We start from the raw sequence: 21,521 nt of genomic DNA on the forward strand, positions 1-21,521 counted from the left end.
GGACGACCGGACTGAGCCGGAATGATGAGGAATCGGTGAGGGTACTGGTGCCCTTGGGTGACAGCGCCCACAATGCCCGTATGCAGTCCGCGCAGGCCACCGAGCCGTTCGTCGTCAAGCGCCACGGGCTCGGCACGACCAGGACCGCGCTCGCCGTCGGCACCGTGATCTTCGGCCTGATGGTCGCGCTGACCCTGACGATCGTCGTCGTCCAGGCGATCCGCGGCGAGTCCATCCGGGAACCGCTCGAAGCGGTCTGGCTGGCCTGGGGCGGGACGCCGCTGATCTTCGCGGTCGGCTTGCCGATCCTGCTGCTCGTCGGCGCGATCACGGCGCTCGAGGAACGGCGCGAGGAGAACGACGACGACGTCCTGCTGACCGTCGACGACGCCGGCATCCGCCTCGGCGGCGAGCAGCCCCGCACGATCCCGTGGGGCGAGGTCCGCGGCGTGTGCCGACTCGAACGCCACGAGGTCAACGACGAGGGCGAGGACACCTGGGAGCCGCACCTGGTCGTCATGCTCCTCGACGAGGACGCCCTCCCCCGCAGTACGAAAGCGTGGGGCCCGTCGTGCCCGTGGCCCGGGACACACGAGATTCTCGGGCGGACGCTGCCGTACGACGCCCTCGCCACCGCTGTGGCTCAGCACGCACCGCATGTGCCGGTAAGCAATCGCGGGCGGGTCGAGGACTGACCTGCGCCTGCTGTCGGGGGAAGCGGCGGGTAAGAAGTCTGGTGGACTGTCGGGGAACGCCGCGGGTGAAAGGTGTGGTGAAGGACCGACGCGTGCTATGCATGCGCCTACTTCGTCGCTGCGCTCCTCAGCGCACCTGCTCCGCGCGCTCCCGCCCACCCCGGCTTAGCGCCGGAGCATCTGCTTCCGGCTGGCGCCGGGGGTTCCAGCTCGCGCCGGCGTACTTCCGGCTACCGCCGGGGATCCGGCTTACGCAAGCAGTACGCGGCGGGCGGCATCGCTTCAGCCTTGCGCCGCGTTGCCTGCGGTTGACGCCGTGCTACCTCTGACCGGCGCCACGGCTCGTCGGCCGACGCCGGTGGTCGGCGGCCGGAGGCACGGCCTCACCAGAACGAGAACCAACGGCCGACGAATCCGAAGGTCCAGCGCGCGGCGTCGGATACGCCTCGCCTGAGACTGCGGCGAATCAGGGCGACGATCAAGGCCAGACCTCCGAATGGGGCCGCCACCATGATCAGAAGGGCGACTGCTGTGCTTGTGTCTCCCGCGATTGCGACCACGACGAGCAGCACGCAGAAGAGCGCCAGGCCGAAGAGAACATCGCCGTTGTCGGCGCCGAGATCCACGCGAGACCTGGATGGGTCGTCTGCCACGCATTCAAGTATGTGGGATTCCGGTTACAAGTGACGTTCGACCGCGGACGCATGGGTCAGTCCCTACTCGAACTCGTTGAGGTCGAACGTGTACCAGTCGCGGTTGGAGAAGAAGTGCGTGACCGACCCGCGGCAGTGGACCTTAGCCATCGGCAGTGCTGCACCGTCGGGTGCCCACAGGTTCGTGCGGCTGGTCTCGGTGAAGACACCATCCATCAGACTGCCGACGATGAGGACGGATGGGTCGCGATACGTGCCGATGAGTCCGACCCGGTCGTGGGCGGTGATGATCCCGCTGGGTCCGGTCACGTTCTCGGTATCGTGAATCTTCTCGTGTCCGTCAGCGATCCGGACCACCGGGAAGTCGGTGTAGGTGCAGGCCCACACCGCGTCCGGGGCTACGTTGAGTGCGTAGCAGTCGGTCACGAGGCCCTCGTCGGGGTCCAGTTCCCAAGTCTTCTGGAACACTGGTGACCACGCGACGATACCCGCCACGCCCAGAGGGTCGGGGCTGTTCGGTCCGCCCCAGCCGAGGTTGCCGAAGACGCCCTCGTCGAAGTATCCAGCCCAAATTGTTCCATCCGCGGCCACCTGAACGTGCTGTAGCCCATCGCCCAGGCATCCCTGGCGGATGATCCGCCCATCGCCCCCGATCACCATCGCGTTCTGCTCGGGTCCGGCGTCAGTCCAGTTGCAGCGGGCGCCCACGACCAAGAAGGACCCGTCCGGAAACCGCTGGACATGCGGATAGGCGACCGACAGCGCCGGGACCACCACCGCCGTGGAGGCCATCCCGGAGTCGTTGTACGCCGCGAGCGCCACCGCAGGTTCGGCGGAAGGCCGGCTTCGCGGGAAGGAGGCCCCTCCCGGCTGTTCGTCGCGCTCATGAAGCTTCGGCGCACCCTCCGTCGACGCCCAAAGGGCGACCGGGCCACTGACGTCGACCCCGACGGACACCAAAGAGTCGAAGCCGGACGGCGGAGCCAACGTTCCGCGCCACCGCACCCGCGGCTGACGGTCCTTGCTCCGGGATCGGGAGAACATCGCGCCTTTCAAGTCATCGACGGGTCAACCGAAAGTGTGTCAATCATCAGGTGAACCGTCCCCCATACCGACAAACGGTCGTTGCGGCAGGCACCCGTTCGCCTGATGGAGCGCACGCTCGACCATACGTGAACCGTCTATCTCCGCAGTCGGCGCCGGTGCTGCTGCTTGTGGAGGACGAGATCCCGGGCTGGACGAGCGCACCTTTTCGCTCAGCCCTCCCGTACTGGGAGCAGGTCCTGTTCGGCGAAGACCTTCTTGGCGACGGCGACCGCGTTGAGTGCGCGGGGGAAGCCGGCGTATCCGGCGGCGTGAATCAGCGTTTCGACGATCTCTTGCGGGGTGAGTCCGACGTTCAGCGACGTACGGAGGCGGACTTCGAGTTGAGGCTCGCAGCCGCCGAGGGCCGTCAGTACACCGAGCGTGACCAGTTGCCGCTGTTTCGCGTCGAGGCCGGGCCGAGCGTAGATATCGCCGAAGCCGAACGCCACGATGTGATGCGCCAACGCGGGCGCGATATCCGCCAGCCCGTCCATCACACCAGCCGCGGAACCGCCGTCCACGGAGTTGAGAACCCCCAGGCCGCGCTCGTACCGCAGCTGCTCTTCGGGACTGTTGATGTCAGGAGCCGTCATGCACCCGACGCTAATCCCCGGCCGGTCCTTGCGAGCCGCTGGTGGAGCGGGTGCCTGCGCGTGGTTCAGCCGTCTCGGCCTTGCCAGGTGGTTACGCAGGCTTCGTTTCCTTCCAGGTCGGCGAGAACCCAGAAGGCGGGGGCACGCGTCGCGGATACGAGTCGACCGCCGGCCGCCAGTGCGGTCTCGATGCGCCGAGTTGCCTCGTCATGCGGAACACAAACGTCGAAGTGGATGCGATTGCGCTGCGGGCGCGGCTGCTCCATCTGCTGGAACCAGATGGCGGGGCCCTGACCGACCGGGTCGACGAGCGGATCCTCGGGCCCCTCCCTGCCCACTTCGTCTGCGTAGCCCAGCACCGCCTTCCAGAACGGCCGGATGCCGGCAATGTCGAGTGCGTCGATCGCGATCTCCAGAACCTGGACAGACCGCGGTGCTTCCGTGCCGATCTCGGGCTCCGTGTGCAAGCCGGACTTTTCTGCGACGGCCGTGATCCGCAGCGCGAGCTCGACATCCGTGGTGGTAACCGCTGCGCACTCCACCGACTGCAGGGTGAAGACGACGCGATCGGGGCGAGCGTCGACCCGAAGGTGCCCATCTGCGTCGTCGCCGCACGCCTCGACGGCATCCGCTGCCAAGCCGATCGATTGAGCCAACGACTCGACCGGGACCGATGTCCGCAAACTGCCCAGCAGGAAGCGCCACCCGGATTCCTGAACCGCATCCGATGCTTCCTGCCGGCTCAGTACTTGTTCCATGACCGCATCCTTGCAGCCGCCGCTGACAGCCCTGCCCGCCGCGCTGGTCCAACAGTCCATAGCTTGAGCCGACGGCAGGTGGAACAGGTGCGCCGAGGAGCACGGCAGCAGTGGGCGCCTGCGCAGCACCGGTGGGTCACCACATCTTCCAGCCGCCACATTCCCAGGCCGCTAGTCCAACATCAGATCCCACGAGCGCAGTCCTTCAGATTCAGCACCCACGTGCCCCGGTCCGCGGCGCAAAGCCGCGGACCGCAGGCGCCAGCCGGCAAGCACCGGTGCCAGCCCGGAAAACCCGGCGCAATCCGGAAGTACCCGGCGCAAGCCGCAACCCCCGGCGCAAGCCCGGAAGTACCCGGCGCCAACCCGGAACTCCCGGCGCAAGCCGGAAACTGATGCTCCGGCGCTAAGCCGGGGGTGGGTGGGAGCGTGCGGAGCAGGTGCCTGAGGAGTGTCGCGACGAAGTGAGCGCCTGCGCAGCACGCGTGGGGGTGCTATCCCTTGGCGGCGAGCAGTTTCTGTAGATCGTCCAGGACCTTCATCGCGCCGATCGGGCCGAGGCCGAGGAACCAGACCTCGTCGTCGACGCGTTCGGCCTTGCCGGCCTTCACTGCGGCGAGGGACTTCCACAGGTTGCCGTTGACGATCTTGGTTTCGTCGGTGGTGTCGGGTTTGCCGTAGCTGGAGTAGAAGATCCAGTCGCCGGTGGCCTGGCCGATGTTCTCCTGGGAGACCTCGACGGCGAGGTCCTGCACGTCCTGGATCTTGGGCCGCGGCAGGCCGACGTCCTTCAGGATGACGCCGATGAACGACAGGTTGCCGTACAGCCGGATCTGCCCGGGACGGAACCGGACCAGCGAGATCGTCGGCGCGCCGTCGACCTTGGACTTCACCTCGTCGGCGCGCTTCTGGTAGTCGTTCAGCAGGCCGGTCGCCTTGTCCTCCTCGCCGACCGCGTCCGCGACCAGCAGGAAGTTCTCCTTCCACGGGAACCCGGGCCGGATGCTGAACACGGTCGGCGCGATCGCGCTCAGCTTCTCGTACAGGTCGTTGGCCCGCAGCTTGCTGCCCAGGATCAGATCCGGCTTCAGCGCCGCGATCGCCTCGAGGTTCAGCTCGCTGATCCCGCCGACGGTCTTGATGCCCTGCGCCTTGTCTTCGAGGTACGACGGTACGCCGCTCTGGCCTGCCGTCGTCGCCATGCCGACGGGCGTGATGCCGAGCGCGAGGACGTCGTCCAGCTCGCCGCTGTCCAGGACGACGATGCGCGACGGCTTCTTCTCGATCTGCACCGAGCCGAGCGCGCCCTTCACCGTCCGCGGGAACGCCCCCGGCGCGGCGTCCGACCCGAGCTTGGCGGTCTCCGCGTCGGCGGTCTTGAACAGCCGCCCGCCAGTGGCCACTTCCTTGTCACCGACGCCGGTGTCCGAACTCTTGGTGTCCCCGCCGCCGCACCCGGCGAGCACCAGCAGAGCACCCGCCACAACGATCCCGATCAGCTTCCTCACACCCACAGACCCTACACAACTTTGGTTAGGCATCCCTAACCAGGCCCACTTTGTGCACGGCTCAACCGCCGGGGCGCCACCCAAACGGTTGGCCGGTGCTCAAGGACGACTTTGTGCACAGTTCGCGTGCCTCCGGGCCTCTACGGGGCGGACGTAGTGCACAAGGTCGCGCTTTGGCCGGCTGCGAGGGTGCGGGTGACGACGTGGTCGGAGGTGAGGGCGATGCGGTGGGTGCCGGCGTGGGTGGCTCGGACGATGGCCTCGGTCAGCTTGCCGTCGCGCCAGGTCGCGTCGAACACAAGCCCGCCGCGAGCGCGCAGGCCGCGGAACGAGCCGTCGGGCCACTCGGCCGGCAGCGCGGGCAGGACGCGGACGACGTCGGTGTGGCTCTGCAGCAGGAGTTCCGGGATGCAGCCGGTGATGCCGAAGTTGGCGTCGATCTGGAAGATGTCGCCGTCGCGGTGCATCAGGTTGTCCGACACCAACCGGCTCAGGTAGTCCTGGATCACCGCAGCGGCGCGCGCCGGCTCGAACAGCCGGGCCCACAGCGCGACCAGCCAGGCGGCGGTCCAGCCGCCGTTCACCGCACCCGCCGTCCGCAACTCCAGCGAGGCACGCGCGGCCGCCGCCCACTCCGGCGTACGCAACGGGTCGATCTCCGCGCCCGGATACAGTCCGTAGAGATGCGACTGGTGACGGTGCTGCGGCTCCGAGGGTTGCCAGTCGGTCGGCCACTCCAACAGCCGCCCGTCGGAGGCCGTACGGATCTTCGGCAGCCGTCCCCGGGCGGCCGTCGCCCGCTCGACGAGTTCGGAGGACAGACCGAGGACCGACGCGGCCTCGGCCAGGTTCGCGAACAGCTCGCGGATCAGCCAGATGTCGTACGTCGACGTGAGGTCGACCGATGCCTTCGCACCCGACGGCAGGATGAAGTGATGCTCCGGAGCGGTCGACGGGACGAACTGCAGGACACCGTCCTGATCCTCGACCAGCATCGCCAGGACGAACTCGGCCGCGCCCGTCAGCACCGGATAGGCGCGTTCCCGTAAGAACTCCACGTCGCCGGTGAACCGGTAGTGCTCCATGAGATGCGCCGTCAGCCACACCCCGCACGTCGCGCACATCGCCCAAACCGGATCGTCACCGCCCTCGCCCACGGGCCAGGTCGCCCTCCAGATGTCCGCGTTGTGGTGCGACACCCAGCCAGGAGCGTCGTACAGGATCCGTGCGGTCTCGGCGCCGGACGCCGCCAGGCCTTCCAGCAGGTCGGTCAGCGGGTCGAAACACTCGCTCAACCCGGTCAGGTCGGCGAGCCAGTAGTTCATCTGCGTGTTGATGTTGTTGGTCCAGTCGCTGGCCCACATCGGCCGGCGGTCCTGGTTCCAGATGCCCTGCAGGTTGGCCGCCTGGGTCCCGGGGCGGGACGAGGCGATCAACAGGTACCGGCCGAGATTGAACGCGAGCGCGACCAGGTCCGGATCGTTGCCGCCGGCAGCGACCGCCTTGATCCGCTCGTCGGTCGGCAGAGTGACGACCGGGCCGAGCTGCAACTCGGCCCGGTCGTAGAGGGTGGCGTGGTCCTCGACGTGACGCTCACGCAGCTTGTCCACGGCCACCGCGTCCAGAGCGGCGGTCGCCTCCGCGAGCGCGACGGACAGGTCGCGGCCCGGCGGCACCGTCCACCCGGCGAACGTGCTGGCGGCGGCCACCAGCACCGTCAGCCGATCCGCCCCGCGAACTGTGACCCCGTCGGGCGAGGCCGTGACCGTACCGCCCTCGGCATGAGCCCGGAGCGCGACGCCGAAGCCGATGCCGCGCCCGTCCTCGTACCGGATCGGGTCCGGCCGCTCGCGGTACTCGATCGTCAGGTCCGACGGCGCCCGGCCGACCACGCCGTAGCTGCCGCCGGCACCTTCCGCGGCGACCGGATGCGGGCTGTCGAGCGCGAGATCGAGATCGACAGCGCCGGCCCGGTCGGCCGTGACGGTCCACACCAGCACCTGGTCCGGCGCGGACACGAAGGTCTCGCGCCGGAACCGCACGCCGTCGACCGTGTAGTCGACGGCGGCGATCCCGGTGCGCAGATCCAGGCTCCTCCGGTAGTCCGCAGGGTCACCCGAAGCCGACCGGATCACGAGGTCGGCGAGCGGCTGGTACGACTCCACCAGCGGCCCCTGCAGCGCACGGGTCCGCTCGGTGGCGGCCAGCTGATCGCCGTCCTCCAGCAACAATCGGCGTACGTCGGCCAGCACCGCCGGCCCGTCCGGGACGGTCAGCGTGCGCGGACCGTCACCGGACCAGACGTCGTCGAGGTTGAGCGCGATCCGCTCGTCGGCGACCCGACCGTACACCTTCGCGCCGAGGTGCCCGTTGCCGAGCGGCAACGCCTCGAACCAGTCGGCCGCGGGGCTGCGGAACCACAGGAGGTGTGACAACTACTTGCTCCCGGACTTGTACTTGTCGTAGGCCTGCTGGTTGATCTCCAGGTACCGCGGCATGCCGGTGCTCTCCAGCCCCTTCACGTACGCGTCCCAGTCGGTGTCGATGTTCTTCGAACCGGTGATGAAGGCCAGCTGGTTCTGGTTGACGTACGTGTTCAGGTTGGTCTGCAGCGTCGCGAGCTCGCCGCTCAGGCTCGGGTCCGGCCAGACCGAGGTCTGCGGGAACCACTGCGCCTTGTCCTCGTGGCCCTCGTACAGCTTGGTGGCCTCCCACAGCCGCCGCTCCAGGCCGGCGCCGGTGTATATGTCCTTCGGCACGACCTGCGCGTTCCGGTAGGCCAGCGTGTTGTTGTACTGACCGAGCGCGCCCCAGCTGATGTTCTTCGGCGCGTCCTGCTTCGGCTTGTACAGCGCCTTGGTGCTCGCGTCGAGCGCGATGTCACCGGCGGCGGGCTTGGTCCAGCCGACGCCCTCCGGACCCATGTTGGTGATCATCTGGCCCTCGTCGCTGTAGATCCAGTCGAGCATCTTGATCGCCGCGACCTGGGCCTCCTTGCTGGCCTTGTTGGTCAGCATGAACGTGTAGCCGGTCGACGTCGGGTGGTTGTACCCGGTGTAGCTCTTGCCCTCGGGACCGGTCAGCGGCGGGACGGCGTCGTACTGCTTGTCCCGGCCGTCCTTGGAGTCGAGCTGGACGAAGATGCCCGGCCAGAGCACCGGCACGGAGCCGAGCACGACAGCCTTCGGGTTGTTGCCCTGCGCCTGCAGCGCCTGCGCGTTCTGGGTGAACGCGGCCTGGTCGATCAGGCCGTCCTTGTACAGGCCGTGGATGTACTTCAGGCCTTCCTTCCACTGGTCCGAGGTGACCGGCGTGACGACCTTGTCGCCGTTCAGCGTGATCAGCGACCGGACGCCGTTGTTCGCACCGACCGGGTCGTAGGCGAACGCGTTCATCAGGTACGCGATCAGGCTGCTGTCCTGGGTGTCGGTGGTCATCGGGATCTCGTCGGCCTTGCCGTTGCCGTTCGGGTCCTTGGTCTTGAACGCCTGGAGCACGTTGCGCAGGTCGTCGGTGGTCTTCGGCACCTGCAGGCCGAGCTTCTTCAGCCAGGCGCTGTTGATCCACAGCTTGTCCGGGTAGGTGCAGTGGAAGCAGTCCGCCCACTGCGGCAGCGCGTAGATGTGACCGTCGGGCGCGGTCGACATCTCCTTGTACTCCTTGTTGGAGTCCAGCGCCTTCTGGATGTTCGGCGCGTTCTCCTTGATCAGGTCCTCCAGCGGCACCGCGATGCCCTGCTGGCCGAGCTTGAGCACCTCCGCCTGGGTGAACGCGTCGATCCACGGGATCAGGAAGAACAGGTCCGGGTAGTCGCCGCTGGCGAGCGCGATCTGCCGCTTCTCCTTGGCCGGCCCGGCGTCGTACGTCGTGGTCTGCCAGCGGAACTGGATCTTGAACTTTTCGCTGATGATCTTGGTCACCGCGTTGGTGTCCATGTTGGTGCTCTGGTCGGACGGCGTGAAGGTGTCGACGACGACCTTGCCGTCGGCCGACGTCTCGTTCGCCGCACCCTTGCTCGACTTGTCCGAGCTGCACGCCGCCAGGGCGAGCGCGCCGGCGGCGGCCAGCGCGACCACCTTGCTCACGGATGAGCGCATTGCTGTGTTCCTCTCTGAAGTGGCTGAATCAGCCCTTGACCGCGCCGACCATCACGCCCTTGGTGAAGTGGCGGGCGACGAACGGGTAGATGATCAGTACGGGCAGGCTCGAGATGACGATGAGCGCGTACTTGAGGACGTTGGCCAGCTGTTGCTGTTCGAGCTGCTGGGCCAGACTCGTCGTGGTGGTGGACCCGGTGAGGGTGTTCAGGATCAGCACGTTCCGCAGCACGATCTGCAGCGGGTACAGGCCGGGGTCCTTGAGGTAGATCAGCGCGTCGAAGTAGCTGTTCCACTGGAAGATCGCGTACATCAGCGCGATCACCGCGATCACCGGCTTCGACAGCGGCAGCACGATCGACCACAGGAACCGCAGGTCGCTCGCCCCGTCGATGGTGGCCGCCTCGTACAGCTCCTCCGGGATCGTGCTGCGGAAGAACGTCCGCGCGATGATCACCTGCCAGACCCCGATCGCGCTCGGGATCACCATCGCCCAGCGGGTGTTCAACAGGCCGAGGTCCTGGACCACCAGGTACGTCGGGATCAGGCCGCCGGAGAACAGCATGGTGAAGATCAGCACGCTCATGATCACGTTCCGGCCGAAGAACGTCCGGCGGGACAGCGGGTAGGCGATCGCGATCGTCAGCGTGACGCTGATCAGCGTGCCGCCGATCGCGTAGATGAACGAGTTCAGATAGCCCTTCATGATCAGCGGGTCGCTGAACGCTTCCCTGTAGGCCTTGAGCGAAGGCTCGATCGGCCACAGCAGCACCCGGCCGGCACTGACCGCCGACGGGCTGCTGAACGAGTTCGCGACGATGTAGATCAGCGGCACGGCGACCACGATCAGCGCGATCCAGAGCATGATCTTCACGCCGAGCAGGAAGATCTTGTCGGTGCGCGTCTCCTCGATCGTCGTGCGCTGCGACTCGTGCCGGCGCGACGACGTACGGCGGAATCCTTGCAACGTAACGCTCATGACCAGAGTCCGTTTCCGGTGATGCGCTTGGCGGCGAAGTTCACGCCCAGCAGCAGGAAGAGGTTGATCACCGAGTTGAAGAGCCCGATGGCGGTCGCCATGCTGAAGTCGGCGTTCAGCAGACCGGTCTTGTAGACGTAGGTGGCGATGATCTCCGACTGCGCGGTGTTCAGCGGGTTCTGCAGCAGGAACGCCTTCTCGAACCCGATCGACATGATGTTGCCGACGCCGAGCACCAGGATGATCACCGCGGTCGGCATGATGCCGGGCAGGTCGACATGCCGGATCCGCTGCAGCCGGCTGGCGCCGTCGATCCGCGCCGACTCGTGCAGCGCCGGGTCGATCCCGGACAGCGCGGCCAGGTAGATCACCGCGGAGTAGCCGGTGGTCTGCCAGACGTCCGACCACACGTAGATGTGCCGGAAGTAGTCCGGCCGCCCGAGGAAGTCGACCGACGGTACGCCGAACAGGCCGATCGCGTCGTTGACGAAGCCCAGCCGCGGCGACAGCACCAGGATCGTCATCGAGACCACGACCACGGTGGAGATGAAGTACGGCGCGTACGTGACGAGCTGGACGATCTTCTTGAAGCGGCCGTTGCGGATCTCGTTCAGCGCGATCGCCAGGATGATCGGGATCGGGAAGCTCGCCAGCACCGTGTAGACCGAGAGCAGGAAGGTGTTCTTGACCAGGGTCCAGAAGACCGGGTTCTGGAAGAACAGCTCGAAGTTGCGGAAGCCGACCCACTCACTGCCCCACGGGCCCTTGATCGGGCTGTAGTTCTTGAACGCGATCACCGCGTTCGCGATCGGGACGTACTTGAAGATCACGAAGTACGCGAGCGGTACGACGACGAGCAGGTAGAGCTGCCAGTGCCGCCGAAGACTGCGCCGGGCCTGCGTCCGGCGACTCGTTCGCGGTGGTTTCCGGGCGGTTGCCGCCGCCGGCGGCGCCGGTGCCGCGGGCGCCGGTTTCACCTCGAAGGTTGCGCTCACTCCGCATCCTTTCCCTCACGCGCTGGAGTGGAACCGATATCCGATAGGATCTCGGGTTTCGCTATCCCGGAGGATGACACAGATCCCAGGACAGCGGAAGAGTTCCCCGGCCGGTCGATACCGGACGGTGACCGATGTGCTCAGATCCCTTACCGACAAGGGATTCGCAGCGTTGCCCCCAGCAACTACAGGTCGGCAAACGCCACCTGATCCGGTGGCCAGCCACCGGATCCGGGCACACGCCGATCACACCCGGGGTCGCTCTGAGCCACCGACACCGGATCGATCCACATTTTATTTCTTCTGTTAACTATGTCGCAGTCAACCCGCCCACGGCGGCCCATGTCAAGACCCGGCTTTGGTCAGCTGCCGCCCGATCGCCGCCTCGTCGAACCGGCCGGCGCGCTGACCGTTCCAGAGCTCGGCCATCACCATCAGAACGCGCAGCACGACCTGCAACGACTCGATCGCAGCCAGTTCCCGGTCACTGAGCGGATCCGCGGCAGTGCGCTGGTAGCCGTCGATCATCTCGGGGGCTCTGTGCACGCGGGCGATGACGAACTCCCAGGCGCGGCTGTCCGGGTGGCACAGGTCGAAATCGATCACCCCGGCGAACCGCCCCCGCTCGTCGAAGTGCAGGTTCCAGCTCGCGAAGTCGCCGTGCACGACGGTCTGCGGCAGATCCAGCAACTCGCGGTCGGCCACGAGCTGCTTGGCGCGGTCCATCGCGCGCGATGCCCGGTCGGCGAGCGACGGATGCTGTACGCGGAGCAGCTCGACACCCCGGTTCCAGTCCTGGAACTCCCCCATCGCATCCAGGTCCGCCGCCTGGAAGAACCCCTCGCGACGCCCGAGGTCGAGGCCGGCGAGGTCCGCGTGCAGGCGAGCCAGCAGTTCGCCACGCTCGGCTCGTTGCGCCGCGGTCTCGTCCTGGCGCGGTCGGCCGGGTACGTAGCGGGTGACCGCCCAGAGCCGGTCATCGAAGCGCACGGGCGGGCCGAGCTGCGCGGGAACACTCCAGCCGCGGGCCGTCAGGTGGTCGAGGACCTGCGCCTCGAAGGTCAGGTCGGACTCGGTGCGCAGGACGTGGTAGCGGCGGAGGATGTGGTGCTCGCCGTCCCGGGTCCAGAGGTGCCAGTTGCCGTTGCCGATCGAGTCCGCGTCACCGGGGCGGGTGGGCTCGAGCCGGGCGGGGTCGAGGCCGAAGGCGTCGAGCGGGGGTGTGCGCAGCATCCGAGCATGGTCGCAGCTCGGGAGGGGCCAGACAGGAACCTGACCCGACCATCACGGGGGAACGGCCGGGCCAGGCACTGTCGATACTACTCCTGCTGACCAAGCGGGGCCGGGTAATTCGAGGGCGGACGCGCCGGGTGCTGCCCTACTCTTGGCGGCATGCGAACCCGCTCCTGACAGCGCACCACGGCGTGCGCCGAAACCAAGCGTTTGACCTCTGGTCGCGCTTCGTCCTGCCCGCACGCGCCCTCAGGAGCACCCCGCGATGCCTTCGTACCGATCGGCCGACCCGACCCGGACGTACTACGTCTACAACGCCGCCTGGTCCTTCCTCGCCGCGCTGTCGTTCACCCTGAACCTGGTGTACTACGTCCGCGACGCCGGACTCGACCCGCTGCAGATGGTCCTGGTCGGGACCACGCTCGAGGTGGCCTGCTTCCTCTTCGAGATCCCGACCGGCATCGTCGCCGACCTGTACAGCCGCCGGCTCTCGATCGTGATCGGCTTCCTGCTGATCGGCGCCGGCTTCCTGCTCCAGGGCCTGGTGCCGGCGTTCCTGGCGATCCTCGCCGCGCAGGTGCTGTGGGGCGTCGGCTTCACGTTCACCTCCGGCGCCGACCAGGCCTGGATCACCGACGAGATCGGGGCCGAGCCGGCCGGCCGCGTGTTCGTCCGGGCGCAGCAGTTCGAGCTGGCGGCGAAGATCGCCGGCATCGTCACCGCCGGCGGTCTCGGACTGATCAGCCTGCCGCTGCCGATGGTGATCTCCGGCGCCGGGATGATGCTGCTCGGCCTGCTGCTCGCGCTGTTCATGCGTGAGCAGAACTTCCACCGCACCCCGCGCGCGGAGCGGCAGACGTTCCGGCACCTGGCGGAGACCTTCAGGCACGGTCTCGGGGTCGCCCGGCGGCGCCCCGTCGTACGGACGCTGGTCGTGGTCAGCCTGATCGGCGGCCTGTCGAGCGAGGCGTTCGACCGGTTGTGGTCGGTGAAGATGCTGACCTTCACCTTCCCGACCGTGTTCGGTACGTCGGACCCGGCGTTCTGGTTCACGGTCCTGGCCCTGATCGGCACGCTGCTGTCGCTCGGCACGTCGGTGACGCTCGACCGGCTCTCCCCGGAGCGGTTGTCGGCGGCGCACCCGACCGGGATCCTCGCGACGTTCGCGCTGCTGCAGATCGTCGGTGTGGTCGGCTTCGCGCTGTCCGGCAGCCTCTGGCCGGCGCTGGCGGCACTGTGGCTGACCACCGTCGCCGGCACGGTCGCGTACCCGGTCCAGTCCGCGTGGCTGAACCGGCACATCGACTCCCGGTCCCGCGCGACCGTCCTGTCGATGGTGTCGCAGGCGAACGCGATCGGTCAGGTGGCCGGCGGCCCGCCGCTCGGCGCGGTCGGCCGCTCGTCGCTGCGGGCGGCGCTGCTCGCGTCGGGCCTGATCCTCCTCCCGATCCCCGGGCTCTACCTGCGCACCCGGGTCCCGGACGAGGCCGTCACTCGTCGATCTTGATCCGGACGGCTTCGCGGCGGTTGTCGTACGACGACTTGATCAGGCTGGCGACCGTGGTGACGAACAGGGTGCCGATGATGAAGCCGAGCGAGGTCAGGATGCCGATGTGCGGCAGGTGGATCGCGCCGATGTCGTCGATGTGCGAGCCGTGCAGCGCCTCGATGATCAGCTTCACGCCGATGAACGCGAGGATCACCGAGAGGCCGACGTTCAGGTAGACGATCCGCTCCAGCAGCCCGCCGATCAGGAAGTACAGCTGCCGCAGGCCCATCAGCGCGAACGCGTTCGCGGTCAGCACGATGTAGGCGTCCTGGGTGAGCCCGAAGATCGCCGGGATCGAGTCGAGCGCGAAGATCACGTTCGCCATCCCGATCGCGGAGATCACGATCACCAGCGGGGTCAGCATCCGGCGGCCGTCGATCCGGGTGGTCAGGTTGGCGCCGTCGTAGTCGTGCGACAGCGGGAGAACCCGGCGCAGCCCGCGCAGTGCGGCGTTCTCCTGGAAGTCCTCGTCGTCGTTCTCGCCCTCGATCGCCAGGCGGACCGCGGTGTAGACCAGGAACGCTCCGAAGATGTAGAACACCCAGCTGGCCGCCGAGATCGCCGCCGCGCCGGCCAGGATGAATACCGCGCGGAGCAGCATCGAGACCACGATGCCGATGTACAGCACCTTGTCCTGCGCCAGGCTCGGGACGGCGAACCGGGCCATGATGATCACGAACACGAACAGGTTGTCGACGCTCAGGCTGTACTCGGTGATGTACCCGGCGACGAACTCGCTGCCCGACTGTCCCGGGCTGAACAGGAACAGGCCGAGCGCGAACAGCCCGGCCAGGCCGACGTAGAACAGCACCCAGCGGGTGGCGTCCTTGATCGTCACGGTGTGGTTGCGGCGCGCGATCACGATCAGGTCGAACGCGACGATCGCGAGCAACCCGATGATCGTCAGCACCCAGACGGCTGGGGACATGACAGAGACCATGACGAACCTCCGGACGTCGGCGAACAGCTGCTTGGTCCGGAGGTCTCTCCCACCCGGATGACTCCGGGCCGGCAGCACCGGTTCGGCCGCCCAGGCCTCCCGTGATGACGACGCTGCCGCTTCGGGGATACTCCCCTCCACAAACGCGCCAAGTCTATAGGTACCCGCCGCGTTCGCAGCATGGTATACCGAATACTGGCTGCAGAACTAGATCGGATACTCATATGAGACACCAATGTCTCATATGAGGTACCATCGTCTCATGGCAGTCGATCGGAAGCAGGTCTTGCGGGCCGCCGCGGGCCTGTTGATGCGGAAGTCCACCGCGACCATGGACGAGGTCGCCCGGGCGGCCGGGATCAGCCGCGCCACCCTGAACCGGCAGTTCGCCGGGCGGGACGCGCTGATCCGCGCACTGGAGGAGCTCGGGATCGCCGAGTGCGAGGCCGCCGCGGCGCGGGCCGCCGTCGACGACGGTCCGGCCCCGGACGCCGTACGGCGCTTGGTCCGCGAGCTGGAGCCGGCCGCCGGGCTGCTCGCGTTCCTGTACTCCGAGAACCAGCTCTTCGAGGGCGACGAGCAGAACGAGGGCTGGGCGCGGCTCGACGCCCGCATGGTCGGCCTCTTCCGGCGCGGCCAGGAGGCCGGCGAGTTCCGGATCGATCTGAGCCCGGTCTGGCTGACCGAGGCGCTCTACGGGCTGCTCGTCTCGGCGGCCTGGGCGATCAGCGAAGGACGCGTCGCCCCCAACGACTTCACGACGAACATCACCGAGCTGCTGCTCGGTGGCGCGACACGGAGACAGGTATGAAGCAGCAAGTGACGCGGCCCGGGCGCTGGCTCGCGCTCGCGGTCCTGGTGCTCGCCGTTCTGCTCGTCGCGGTCGACGCGACCGTGCTCGGTCTCGCGACGCCGTTCCTGTCCGAGGACCTGCAGCCGTCGGGCAACCAGCTGCTGTGGATCGGCGACGCGTACTCGTTCGTCCTCGCCGGACTGCTCGTCTCGATGGGCAGCCTGGGTGACCGGATCGGCCGCAAGCGCATCCTGCTGATCGGCGCGACGGCGTTCGGCGCGATCTCGGTGCTCAACGCGTACGCGACCTCGGCCGAGGTGATGATCCTGGCGCGCGCACTGCTCGGGGTCGCGGGGGCGACGCTGATGCCGGCCACGCTGGCGCTGATCCGCAACCTGTTCCACGATCCGCGCGAGCGCAGTCTCGCGATCGGCATCTGGGGCGCCGCGGCGTCGGCCGGAATGGCGATCGGCCCGATCGTCGGCGGCGTCCTGCTGGAGAACTTCTGGTGGGGTTCGGTGTTCCTGATCAACCTGCCGGTGATGGCGGTGCTGGTCGTCGTCGGCGCTCGCCTGCTGCCCGAGTCCCGGAACCCGGAGCCGGGTCCGTGGGACCTGGTCAGCGTCGTGCTGTCGATGATCGGGATGGTCGGGATCGTCTACGCGATCAAGGAGTTCGCGGCGCACGGATTCGACTGGGTCCCGGTCGCCGCGGCCGTGGCCGGTGCGATCGCGCTCCACGGATTCGTCCGGCGGCAGCGCCGGCTCCCGATCCCGTTGCTGGACCTGAGCCTGTTCCGGAGCCGTGGATTCAGCAGCGCCGTCGTCGCAGACCTGCTCACGATCCTCGGGTTGTCGGGGCTGATCTTCTTCCTGTCGCAGTACCTGCAACTGGTGCAGGGGTTGCGGCCGATCGAGGCTGGGCTCGCGGAGTTGCCGGCTGCGATCGGGTCGATCGTCGCCGGTCTGCTCGCGGGACAGGTGGCGCGGCGGTTCTCGGTGCGCGCCGTCGTGGCCGGCGGGCTCGCGGCGATCGGCCTGGCGCTGGCGGCTCTCACCACGATCAGCGCGGACACGGGCTATCCGCTGCTCGGCACGGCGCTGCTCGCCGTCGGAGCAGGCGCCGGGTTGTCCTTCACCGTGACGGCCGACGTGATCCTGGCCGCCGTACCGAAGGAAGAGGCAGGCGCGGCGAGTGCCGTGTCGGAGACGGCGTACGAGCTGGGCGCGGCGCTCGGTATCGCCTTGCTCGGCTCGATCGTGACCGGGGTGTACCGCAACTTCACCGGACCCGCGGGCACGCCCGAGGCGGCTCATGAGTCGTTGGGCGGTGCGGTCGAGGCCGCCGCGCAGCTTCCGCCGCAGACCGCCGCCGCCCTGCTCGACGCTGCTCGGGAGTCCTTCGCGCACGGCGTTTCGATCGCGGCCGGCGTGGGTGCCGTCGTCCTGCTGGCCACCGCGGTCGCGGCGTGGTTCCTGCTCCGCGGCCAGCGACTCAGTACCGAACGCTAGGCAAAAAGTTTCCGTTTCTTCGCTGAGCCCTGGGAGATTTCGCCGGATCGGAGTACAAAAGAAGTTCTGTAGGTCTGTCCGCCCCTAGGCCTAGGAGGAACTGTCATGGCCGGATTCAACGGCGAAGCATCCTGGTTCTGTTGCGGAAACGCATGGGGACCCTGTGCGAGCACCGGTCACGGTGCCTGCGGCACGTGCAATTCCGGGAGCTTCCAGCACGCGTGGCCGAACACCTCGGACGCGTGCCTGTCGATCACCCGTCCGGATCGCTGCGGGTTCACCGGGATGACCCGGCGTACCTGCGGTTTCCGGCACGCCACCACCAACCTGTGCAACGGAAAACGGGTCGTCACCTCGATCGCGGACTGCGGTCCGCAGACCGACCTGTTCTGCGGTGAACGCGCCTGCTGCGGCGGCACGTGCGCCGCGAACCGCCTGCTCGACCTCACGCCGGCCGCGTTCTCCGCGATCGCCAGCCTGAGCGCCGGCCTGATCCCCGCGAACATCGACGTCGGCTGAGGAGTGAGCTGAGATGACTGCAACGATGGATCGCCGCGCCCTGCTCACCCGCGCCGCACTCGGTGCGACCGGCCTGGTCGCCGCGAGCGCGATGGGTTCACTCGCTCCGGAGACCGCGTTCGCGGCCGGTGCGCAGTTCCCCGACGCCGGACAGCCGGACCCGAACTTCGCCGAAGGCCTGATCATCGGCCGGAACCAGGATCTCCTGCAGGTACAGGGATCCGACGGCCGGCTGCACCGGATCCAGCTGACCGGCGTGACGAGTGTCTGGAAGCTCCGGCCGACCACGATCGACCAGGCCAAGATCGGCGACGGGCTGTACGCGCGCGGTGTGCTGCTGCCCGACGGGATCCTGGCCGCCGAGGCGGTCTGGGTCAACATCGTCAACCTGACCGTCGCGATCACCTCGATCGGCCGCAACGGCGTCCAGCTCGACCACCACGGGCAGAAGGTCGTCGGGCACGTCCAAGCCGGGACCACCGCGGCCGTGTACAACGGCACGCCGGCGGTGTCGGACCTGTCGATGCTCAAGGTCGGCCGACACGCCCAGGTGATCGGCGCCTGGCGGCCGGGGACCAACGAGATCGACATCGCCACCATCTACACGTCGAACTGACATGGGCGCCGTAGCGGCTGCGCAGCCGCTCTTGATCGGACTGCTCCTGCTCTGGTCGGCCTACGGAAAGTTCAAAGCCCCCGACCAGGCCGACCGCACCGCCCTGCCGGCCCTGGTCGGCGAGTCCAGAGCCAAACCCGTCTACCGCACCGTCGCCGCCGTGGAGGCCCTGCTGGCACTGGCGCTTCTCCTGCCGCCTTCCTGGGCGGTCGAGGCGTTCGCCGCTGTCGCACTGTCCGTCGGCTTCACCGGATTCCTGATCTACTCGAAGGTCGTCGTCCCCGAGGCCTCCTGCGGGTGCATGAAGGCCTCGGCGAAACCGGTCGGCTACCGGGCGATCGCCCGCGCGTTGTTGCTCCTGGCAACCGCCGGCCTCGCGACCACGGCAGCCGCCGGCTGGTGGTCGGCCGGTGCGGGATTGCTGGTGCTCGTCGTCGAGGCAGCGGCGTTCGCGATGCTGTCCGCCGAGCTCGACCGGTACTGGCTGCTGCCGTTGCGGCGCTTCCGGATCCGGCTCAGCCACCCGTACGCCGGTACGGCCTCCAGCACCACACCACTCGTCGCGACCCAGCGGCGCGTGATCCTCAGCCCGGCGTACCGCGCGGTCGACGGGATGCTGAGCTCCGACATCCACGACTACTGGGACGACGAGGACTGGCGGTTCGTGAGCTACGCCGCCAGGTACGACGGCCGCCGCGCGACCGCCGTCTTCGCCGTACCGCACCACGACTCCGCCCCGGAGTCGATCCGGGTCGCCGTCGTCGACGACATCGGCCTGACGCTGTACCGCCCGACGGTGCTCGCCACCGCCTAGCAGCCGAGGCCGAAAGCCCCCGCGGACCGTCCGCGGGGGCTTTCGTGCTGTTGACACGGACTCCGATAGTTAGGAAGCTTTCCTAATAGTTCGTCCCCTGCAGCTCCTCCGCCCCGGAACACCAGGAGACCTCATGACACCCCGCTCGCTCTGGGCCGTGACCGTGCTCGCGGTCGCCACGCTCGGACTCAGCTCTCCCCCGTCCGCGACCGCCGCGGCCACCGACTACCAGGCCGAGGACGCGGCCGTCTCGCAAGGCGTGGTCGAGTCCAACCACAGCGGCTACACCGGCACCGGTTTCGTCAACTACGACAACGTCGTCGGCAGCTACGTCGAGTGGACCGTGACGTCCCCGGCCGGCCCGGCCGACGTGACGCTGCGGTACGCGAACGGTACGACGGCCGCGCGGCCGCTGGACTTCACCGTCAACGGGCAACCCGGTGCGGTCGGGATCACGTTCCCGGGGACGGGTGCGTGGACCACCTGGCAGACCAAGACCGTCCGCCTGCAACTCGCCGCGGGTACGAACACGATCCGCGCCCGCGCGACCACTGCCGACGGCGGGCCGAACGCCGACAAGCTGACCGTCACCCCGACCACCGACGACACCACTCCCCCGTCGGCCCCGGGCAGTCTGACGGTGAGCGACATCAAGTCGAACGCCGCCACGTTCCACTGGACCGCCGCGACCGACACCGTCGGCGTGGTCCGGTACGAGATCAACCGCGGCGGCAACGTCCTGAAGGTTGTCGACGGCAACACCTTGAGCGCGACCGTGGACACGCTGACGGCGAACACCGCGTACGACATCTCGGTCGGCGCGTTCGATGCCGCGGGCAACGCCTCGCAGCAGAGCAACGTGGTCACGTTCACCACCCCCGGCAGCGGCGACACGCAAGCGCCGACCGTGCCCGGCAACCTGCGCTCGACCGGCGTCACCGCGAGCAGCGTGTCGCTGGCCTGGGACGCGTCCACCGACAACAGCGGGAGCATCGCCGGGTACGACGTGTACCAGGGCTCGGCGAAGGTGGCGTCGACCGGGTCGCTGACCGCGACGGTTACCGGCCTGGCGGCGAACACGGAGTTCACGTTCACGGTGAAGGCCCGCGACCCCGACGGCAACGCGTCCGCTGCGAGCAACGCGGTCACAGTACGGACCGCGACCACCGGCGCGGGCGGCATTCCGGCGTACGACAAGGACATCGCGAAGGTCGATCTCGGGTGGAGTGTGGCGTTCCTGCCGGACGGCTCCGCGCTGGCTACCGAGCGGGACCGGTTCGAGGTCCTGCGGGTGACGGCGAGTGGGCAGAAGACGACGCTCGGGAAGGTGCCGGGGGTGGTCACGACGACCGGCGAAGGCGGTCTGCTCGGCCTCGCGCTCTCACCGAATTTCGCCGGCGACCACTGGGTCTACTTCTACCACACGGCGTCCGGCGACAACCGGATCGTGCGGATGAAGTACGAGAACGGGCAGCTGGGCACAACGTCGTCGCCGGTTCTCACGGGACTCGCGAAGAACCGGTACCACAACGGCGGGCGGATCGCGTTCGGGCCGGACGGGAAGCTGTACGCGACCGTTGGTGACGCCAAGAATTCCGGCAACGCGCAGAACAAGAACTCGCTGAACGGGAAGATCCTGCGTCTCAACCCCGACGGATCGGCGCCCAGCGACAACCCGTTCTACAGCAGCGGCGGCAACGCGCGGTACGTGTGGAGCTGGGGACACCGGAACCCGCAGGGCCTGGCGTGGGACTCACGCGGTCAGCTGTGGGCGGCCGAGTTCGGTGAGAACAGCCAGGACGAGCTCAACCTGATCCAGAGGGGCGGGAACTACGGCTGGCCGGCGTGCGAGGGCACGATCGGCGACTGCGGCGGGTACATCGCGCCGAAGCGCACGTGGTCGACGGCGCAGGCCGGTCCGAGCGGCGTCGAGATCGTCAACGACTGGATCTACATCGCCGGGGTCACCGGTGAACAGTTGTGGGTCACGAAGATCAACTCCGCCGGCACGGGCGTCGGCACTCCACAGGCCTTGTTCTCCGGCCGCTGGGGACGCCTGCGCAGCGTCACGCGCACACCGGACGGCGGGCTCTGGCTCACGTCGACCAACAACGACAAGAACGGCGGCACACCGTCGACGATCGACAACGTGATCGTCCGCCTGAAGTTCCCGTAGCCAGGC

At 68.1% G+C, this 21,521-nt stretch carries 19 protein-coding genes; 8 read left to right on the forward strand and 11 right to left on the reverse strand.

The genetic code is table 11. The features are described 5' to 3' along the window. Nucleotides 1-80 precede the first annotated feature (80 nt). Nucleotides 81-695: a hypothetical protein gene (locus AB0L64_RS27005; RefSeq protein ID WP_359937550.1), complete on the forward strand. Its 615-nt coding sequence runs from the start codon at nucleotides 81-83 to the stop codon at nucleotides 693-695. A gap of 383 nt (nucleotides 696-1,078) precedes the next feature. Here AB0L64_RS27005 and AB0L64_RS27010 read toward each other — a convergent pair whose 3' ends face one another. The 10 genes from AB0L64_RS27010 to AB0L64_RS27055 form a co-directional block, all read right to left on the reverse strand. Further along, nucleotides 1,079-1,321, reverse strand: a complete 243-nt coding sequence (locus AB0L64_RS27010) for a hypothetical protein (protein WP_363714380.1) — start codon at nucleotides 1,319-1,321, stop codon at nucleotides 1,079-1,081. A 90-nt stretch (nucleotides 1,322-1,411) separates the two neighbouring features. Next, entirely contained in the window at nucleotides 1,412-2,305 is an 894-nt protein-coding gene (locus AB0L64_RS27015; protein WP_363714382.1) for a hypothetical protein, read from the reverse strand. Between the two features lie 299 nt (nucleotides 2,306-2,604). After that, nucleotides 2,605-3,027: a carboxymuconolactone decarboxylase family protein gene (locus AB0L64_RS27020; RefSeq protein WP_363714383.1), complete on the reverse strand. Its 423-nt coding sequence runs from the start codon at nucleotides 3,025-3,027 to the stop codon at nucleotides 2,605-2,607. Between the two features lie 65 nt (nucleotides 3,028-3,092). Next, nucleotides 3,093-3,785, reverse strand: coding sequence for a VOC family protein (locus AB0L64_RS27025; protein WP_363714385.1), 693 nt, complete (start codon nucleotides 3,783-3,785; stop codon nucleotides 3,093-3,095). Between the two features lie 494 nt (nucleotides 3,786-4,279). Further along, nucleotides 4,280-5,293 carry an iron-siderophore ABC transporter substrate-binding protein gene (locus tag AB0L64_RS27030; RefSeq protein WP_363714387.1) on the reverse strand — a complete coding sequence of 338 codons (1,014 nt, stop codon included), beginning with the start codon at nucleotides 5,291-5,293 and terminating at the stop codon, nucleotides 4,280-4,282. 140 nt (nucleotides 5,294-5,433) lie between these two features. Then, nucleotides 5,434-7,728, reverse strand: a complete 2,295-nt coding sequence (locus AB0L64_RS27035; RefSeq protein WP_363714389.1) for a glycoside hydrolase family 95 protein — start codon at nucleotides 7,726-7,728, stop codon at nucleotides 5,434-5,436. Next, complete coding sequence (locus AB0L64_RS27040; protein WP_363714390.1) at nucleotides 7,729-9,390, reverse strand: ABC transporter substrate-binding protein; 1,662 nt, start codon at nucleotides 9,388-9,390, stop codon at nucleotides 7,729-7,731. A gap of 28 nt (nucleotides 9,391-9,418) precedes the next feature. Continuing rightward, the gene (locus AB0L64_RS27045; RefSeq protein ID WP_363714392.1) at nucleotides 9,419-10,369 is read right to left on the reverse strand and encodes a carbohydrate ABC transporter permease; all 951 of its coding nucleotides are present in this window, start codon (nucleotides 10,367-10,369) and stop codon (nucleotides 9,419-9,421) included. Further along, nucleotides 10,366-11,364, reverse strand: a complete 999-nt coding sequence (locus AB0L64_RS27050; RefSeq protein WP_363714394.1) for an ABC transporter permease subunit — start codon at nucleotides 11,362-11,364, stop codon at nucleotides 10,366-10,368. The genes AB0L64_RS27045 and AB0L64_RS27050 overlap by 4 nt, the downstream gene beginning before the upstream one ends. A gap of 345 nt (nucleotides 11,365-11,709) precedes the next feature. Further along, on the reverse strand, nucleotides 11,710-12,597 hold the full coding sequence (locus AB0L64_RS27055) for a phosphotransferase (protein ID WP_363714396.1): 888 nt from the start codon (nucleotides 12,595-12,597) through the stop codon (nucleotides 11,710-11,712). A gap of 265 nt (nucleotides 12,598-12,862) precedes the next feature. On the opposite strand from AB0L64_RS27055, the gene AB0L64_RS27060 reads away from it, so the two are divergent. Next, the gene (locus tag AB0L64_RS27060; RefSeq protein WP_363714398.1) at nucleotides 12,863-14,104 is read left to right on the forward strand and encodes an MFS transporter; all 1,242 of its coding nucleotides are present in this window, start codon (nucleotides 12,863-12,865) and stop codon (nucleotides 14,102-14,104) included. Here AB0L64_RS27060 and AB0L64_RS27065 read toward each other — a convergent pair. Beyond that, complete coding sequence (locus tag AB0L64_RS27065) at nucleotides 14,088-15,074, reverse strand: TerC/Alx family metal homeostasis membrane protein (protein WP_363714400.1); 987 nt, start codon at nucleotides 15,072-15,074, stop codon at nucleotides 14,088-14,090. The genes AB0L64_RS27060 and AB0L64_RS27065 overlap by 17 nt on opposite strands. A 274-nt stretch (nucleotides 15,075-15,348) precedes the next feature. Here AB0L64_RS27065 and AB0L64_RS27070 point away from each other — a divergent pair, with 274 nt between their 5' ends. From AB0L64_RS27070 to AB0L64_RS27095, 6 genes are all read left to right on the forward strand, one after another. Next, the gene (locus AB0L64_RS27070; protein WP_363714401.1) at nucleotides 15,349-15,897 is read left to right on the forward strand and encodes a helix-turn-helix domain-containing protein; all 549 of its coding nucleotides are present in this window, start codon (nucleotides 15,349-15,351) and stop codon (nucleotides 15,895-15,897) included. Next, nucleotides 15,894-17,390, forward strand: a complete 1,497-nt coding sequence (locus tag AB0L64_RS27075; protein ID WP_363714403.1) for an MFS transporter — start codon at nucleotides 15,894-15,896, stop codon at nucleotides 17,388-17,390. Before AB0L64_RS27070 ends, AB0L64_RS27075 begins: the two co-directional genes overlap by 4 nt. 285 nt (nucleotides 17,391-17,675) lie before the next feature. Next, the gene (locus AB0L64_RS27080) at nucleotides 17,676-17,909 is read left to right on the forward strand and encodes a septal ring lytic transglycosylase RlpA family protein (protein ID WP_241997717.1); all 234 of its coding nucleotides are present in this window, start codon (nucleotides 17,676-17,678) and stop codon (nucleotides 17,907-17,909) included. A 13-nt stretch (nucleotides 17,910-17,922) separates the two neighbouring features. Then, on the forward strand, nucleotides 17,923-18,525 hold the full coding sequence (locus AB0L64_RS27085; RefSeq protein WP_363714405.1) for a cell wall protein: 603 nt from the start codon (nucleotides 17,923-17,925) through the stop codon (nucleotides 18,523-18,525). Between the two features lies 1 nt (nucleotide 18,526). Then, nucleotides 18,527-19,339, forward strand: a complete 813-nt coding sequence (locus AB0L64_RS27090) for a MauE/DoxX family redox-associated membrane protein (RefSeq protein WP_363714407.1) — start codon at nucleotides 18,527-18,529, stop codon at nucleotides 19,337-19,339. Between the two features lie 133 nt (nucleotides 19,340-19,472). After that, entirely contained in the window at nucleotides 19,473-21,515 is a 2,043-nt protein-coding gene (locus AB0L64_RS27095) for a PQQ-dependent sugar dehydrogenase (protein ID WP_363714409.1), read from the forward strand. Nucleotides 21,516-21,521: the final 6 nt, after the last annotated feature.

Source organism: Kribbella sp. NPDC051936 (genome assembly GCF_040680955.1).
Classification (GTDB): Bacteria; Actinomycetota; Actinomycetes; order Propionibacteriales; family Kribbellaceae; genus Kribbella.

Bases quoted from the DNA above. Each gene is read 5' to 3' on its own strand.
- AB0L64_RS27040 (WP_363714390.1), bottom strand. From the start codon at position 9,390: ATGCGCTCATCCGTGAGCAAGGTGGTCGCGCTGGCCGCCGCCGGCGCG.
- AB0L64_RS27095 (WP_363714409.1), top strand. From the start codon at position 19,473: ATGACACCCCGCTCGCTCTGGGCCGTGACCGTGCTCGCGGTCGCCACG.
- AB0L64_RS27080 (WP_241997717.1), top strand. From the start codon at position 17,676: ATGACCCGGCGTACCTGCGGTTTCCGGCACGCCACCACCAACCTGTGC.
- AB0L64_RS27020 (WP_363714383.1), bottom strand. From the start codon at position 3,027: ATGACGGCTCCTGACATCAACAGTCCCGAAGAGCAGCTGCGGTACGAG.
- AB0L64_RS27070 (WP_363714401.1), top strand. From the start codon at position 15,349: ATGGCAGTCGATCGGAAGCAGGTCTTGCGGGCCGCCGCGGGCCTGTTG.
- AB0L64_RS27060 (WP_363714398.1), top strand. From the start codon at position 12,863: ATGCCTTCGTACCGATCGGCCGACCCGACCCGGACGTACTACGTCTAC.
- AB0L64_RS27045 (WP_363714392.1), bottom strand. From the start codon at position 10,369: ATGAGCGTTACGTTGCAAGGATTCCGCCGTACGTCGTCGCGCCGGCAC.
- AB0L64_RS27090 (WP_363714407.1), top strand. From the start codon at position 18,527: ATGGGCGCCGTAGCGGCTGCGCAGCCGCTCTTGATCGGACTGCTCCTG.
- AB0L64_RS27055 (WP_363714396.1), bottom strand. From the start codon at position 12,597: ATGCTGCGCACACCCCCGCTCGACGCCTTCGGCCTCGACCCCGCCCGG.
- AB0L64_RS27025 (WP_363714385.1), bottom strand. From the start codon at position 3,785: ATGGAACAAGTACTGAGCCGGCAGGAAGCATCGGATGCGGTTCAGGAA.
- AB0L64_RS27085 (WP_363714405.1), top strand. From the start codon at position 17,923: ATGACTGCAACGATGGATCGCCGCGCCCTGCTCACCCGCGCCGCACTC.
- AB0L64_RS27005 (WP_359937550.1), top strand. From the start codon at position 81: ATGCAGTCCGCGCAGGCCACCGAGCCGTTCGTCGTCAAGCGCCACGGG.
- AB0L64_RS27065 (WP_363714400.1), bottom strand. From the start codon at position 15,074: ATGTCCCCAGCCGTCTGGGTGCTGACGATCATCGGGTTGCTCGCGATC.
- AB0L64_RS27075 (WP_363714403.1), top strand. From the start codon at position 15,894: ATGAAGCAGCAAGTGACGCGGCCCGGGCGCTGGCTCGCGCTCGCGGTC.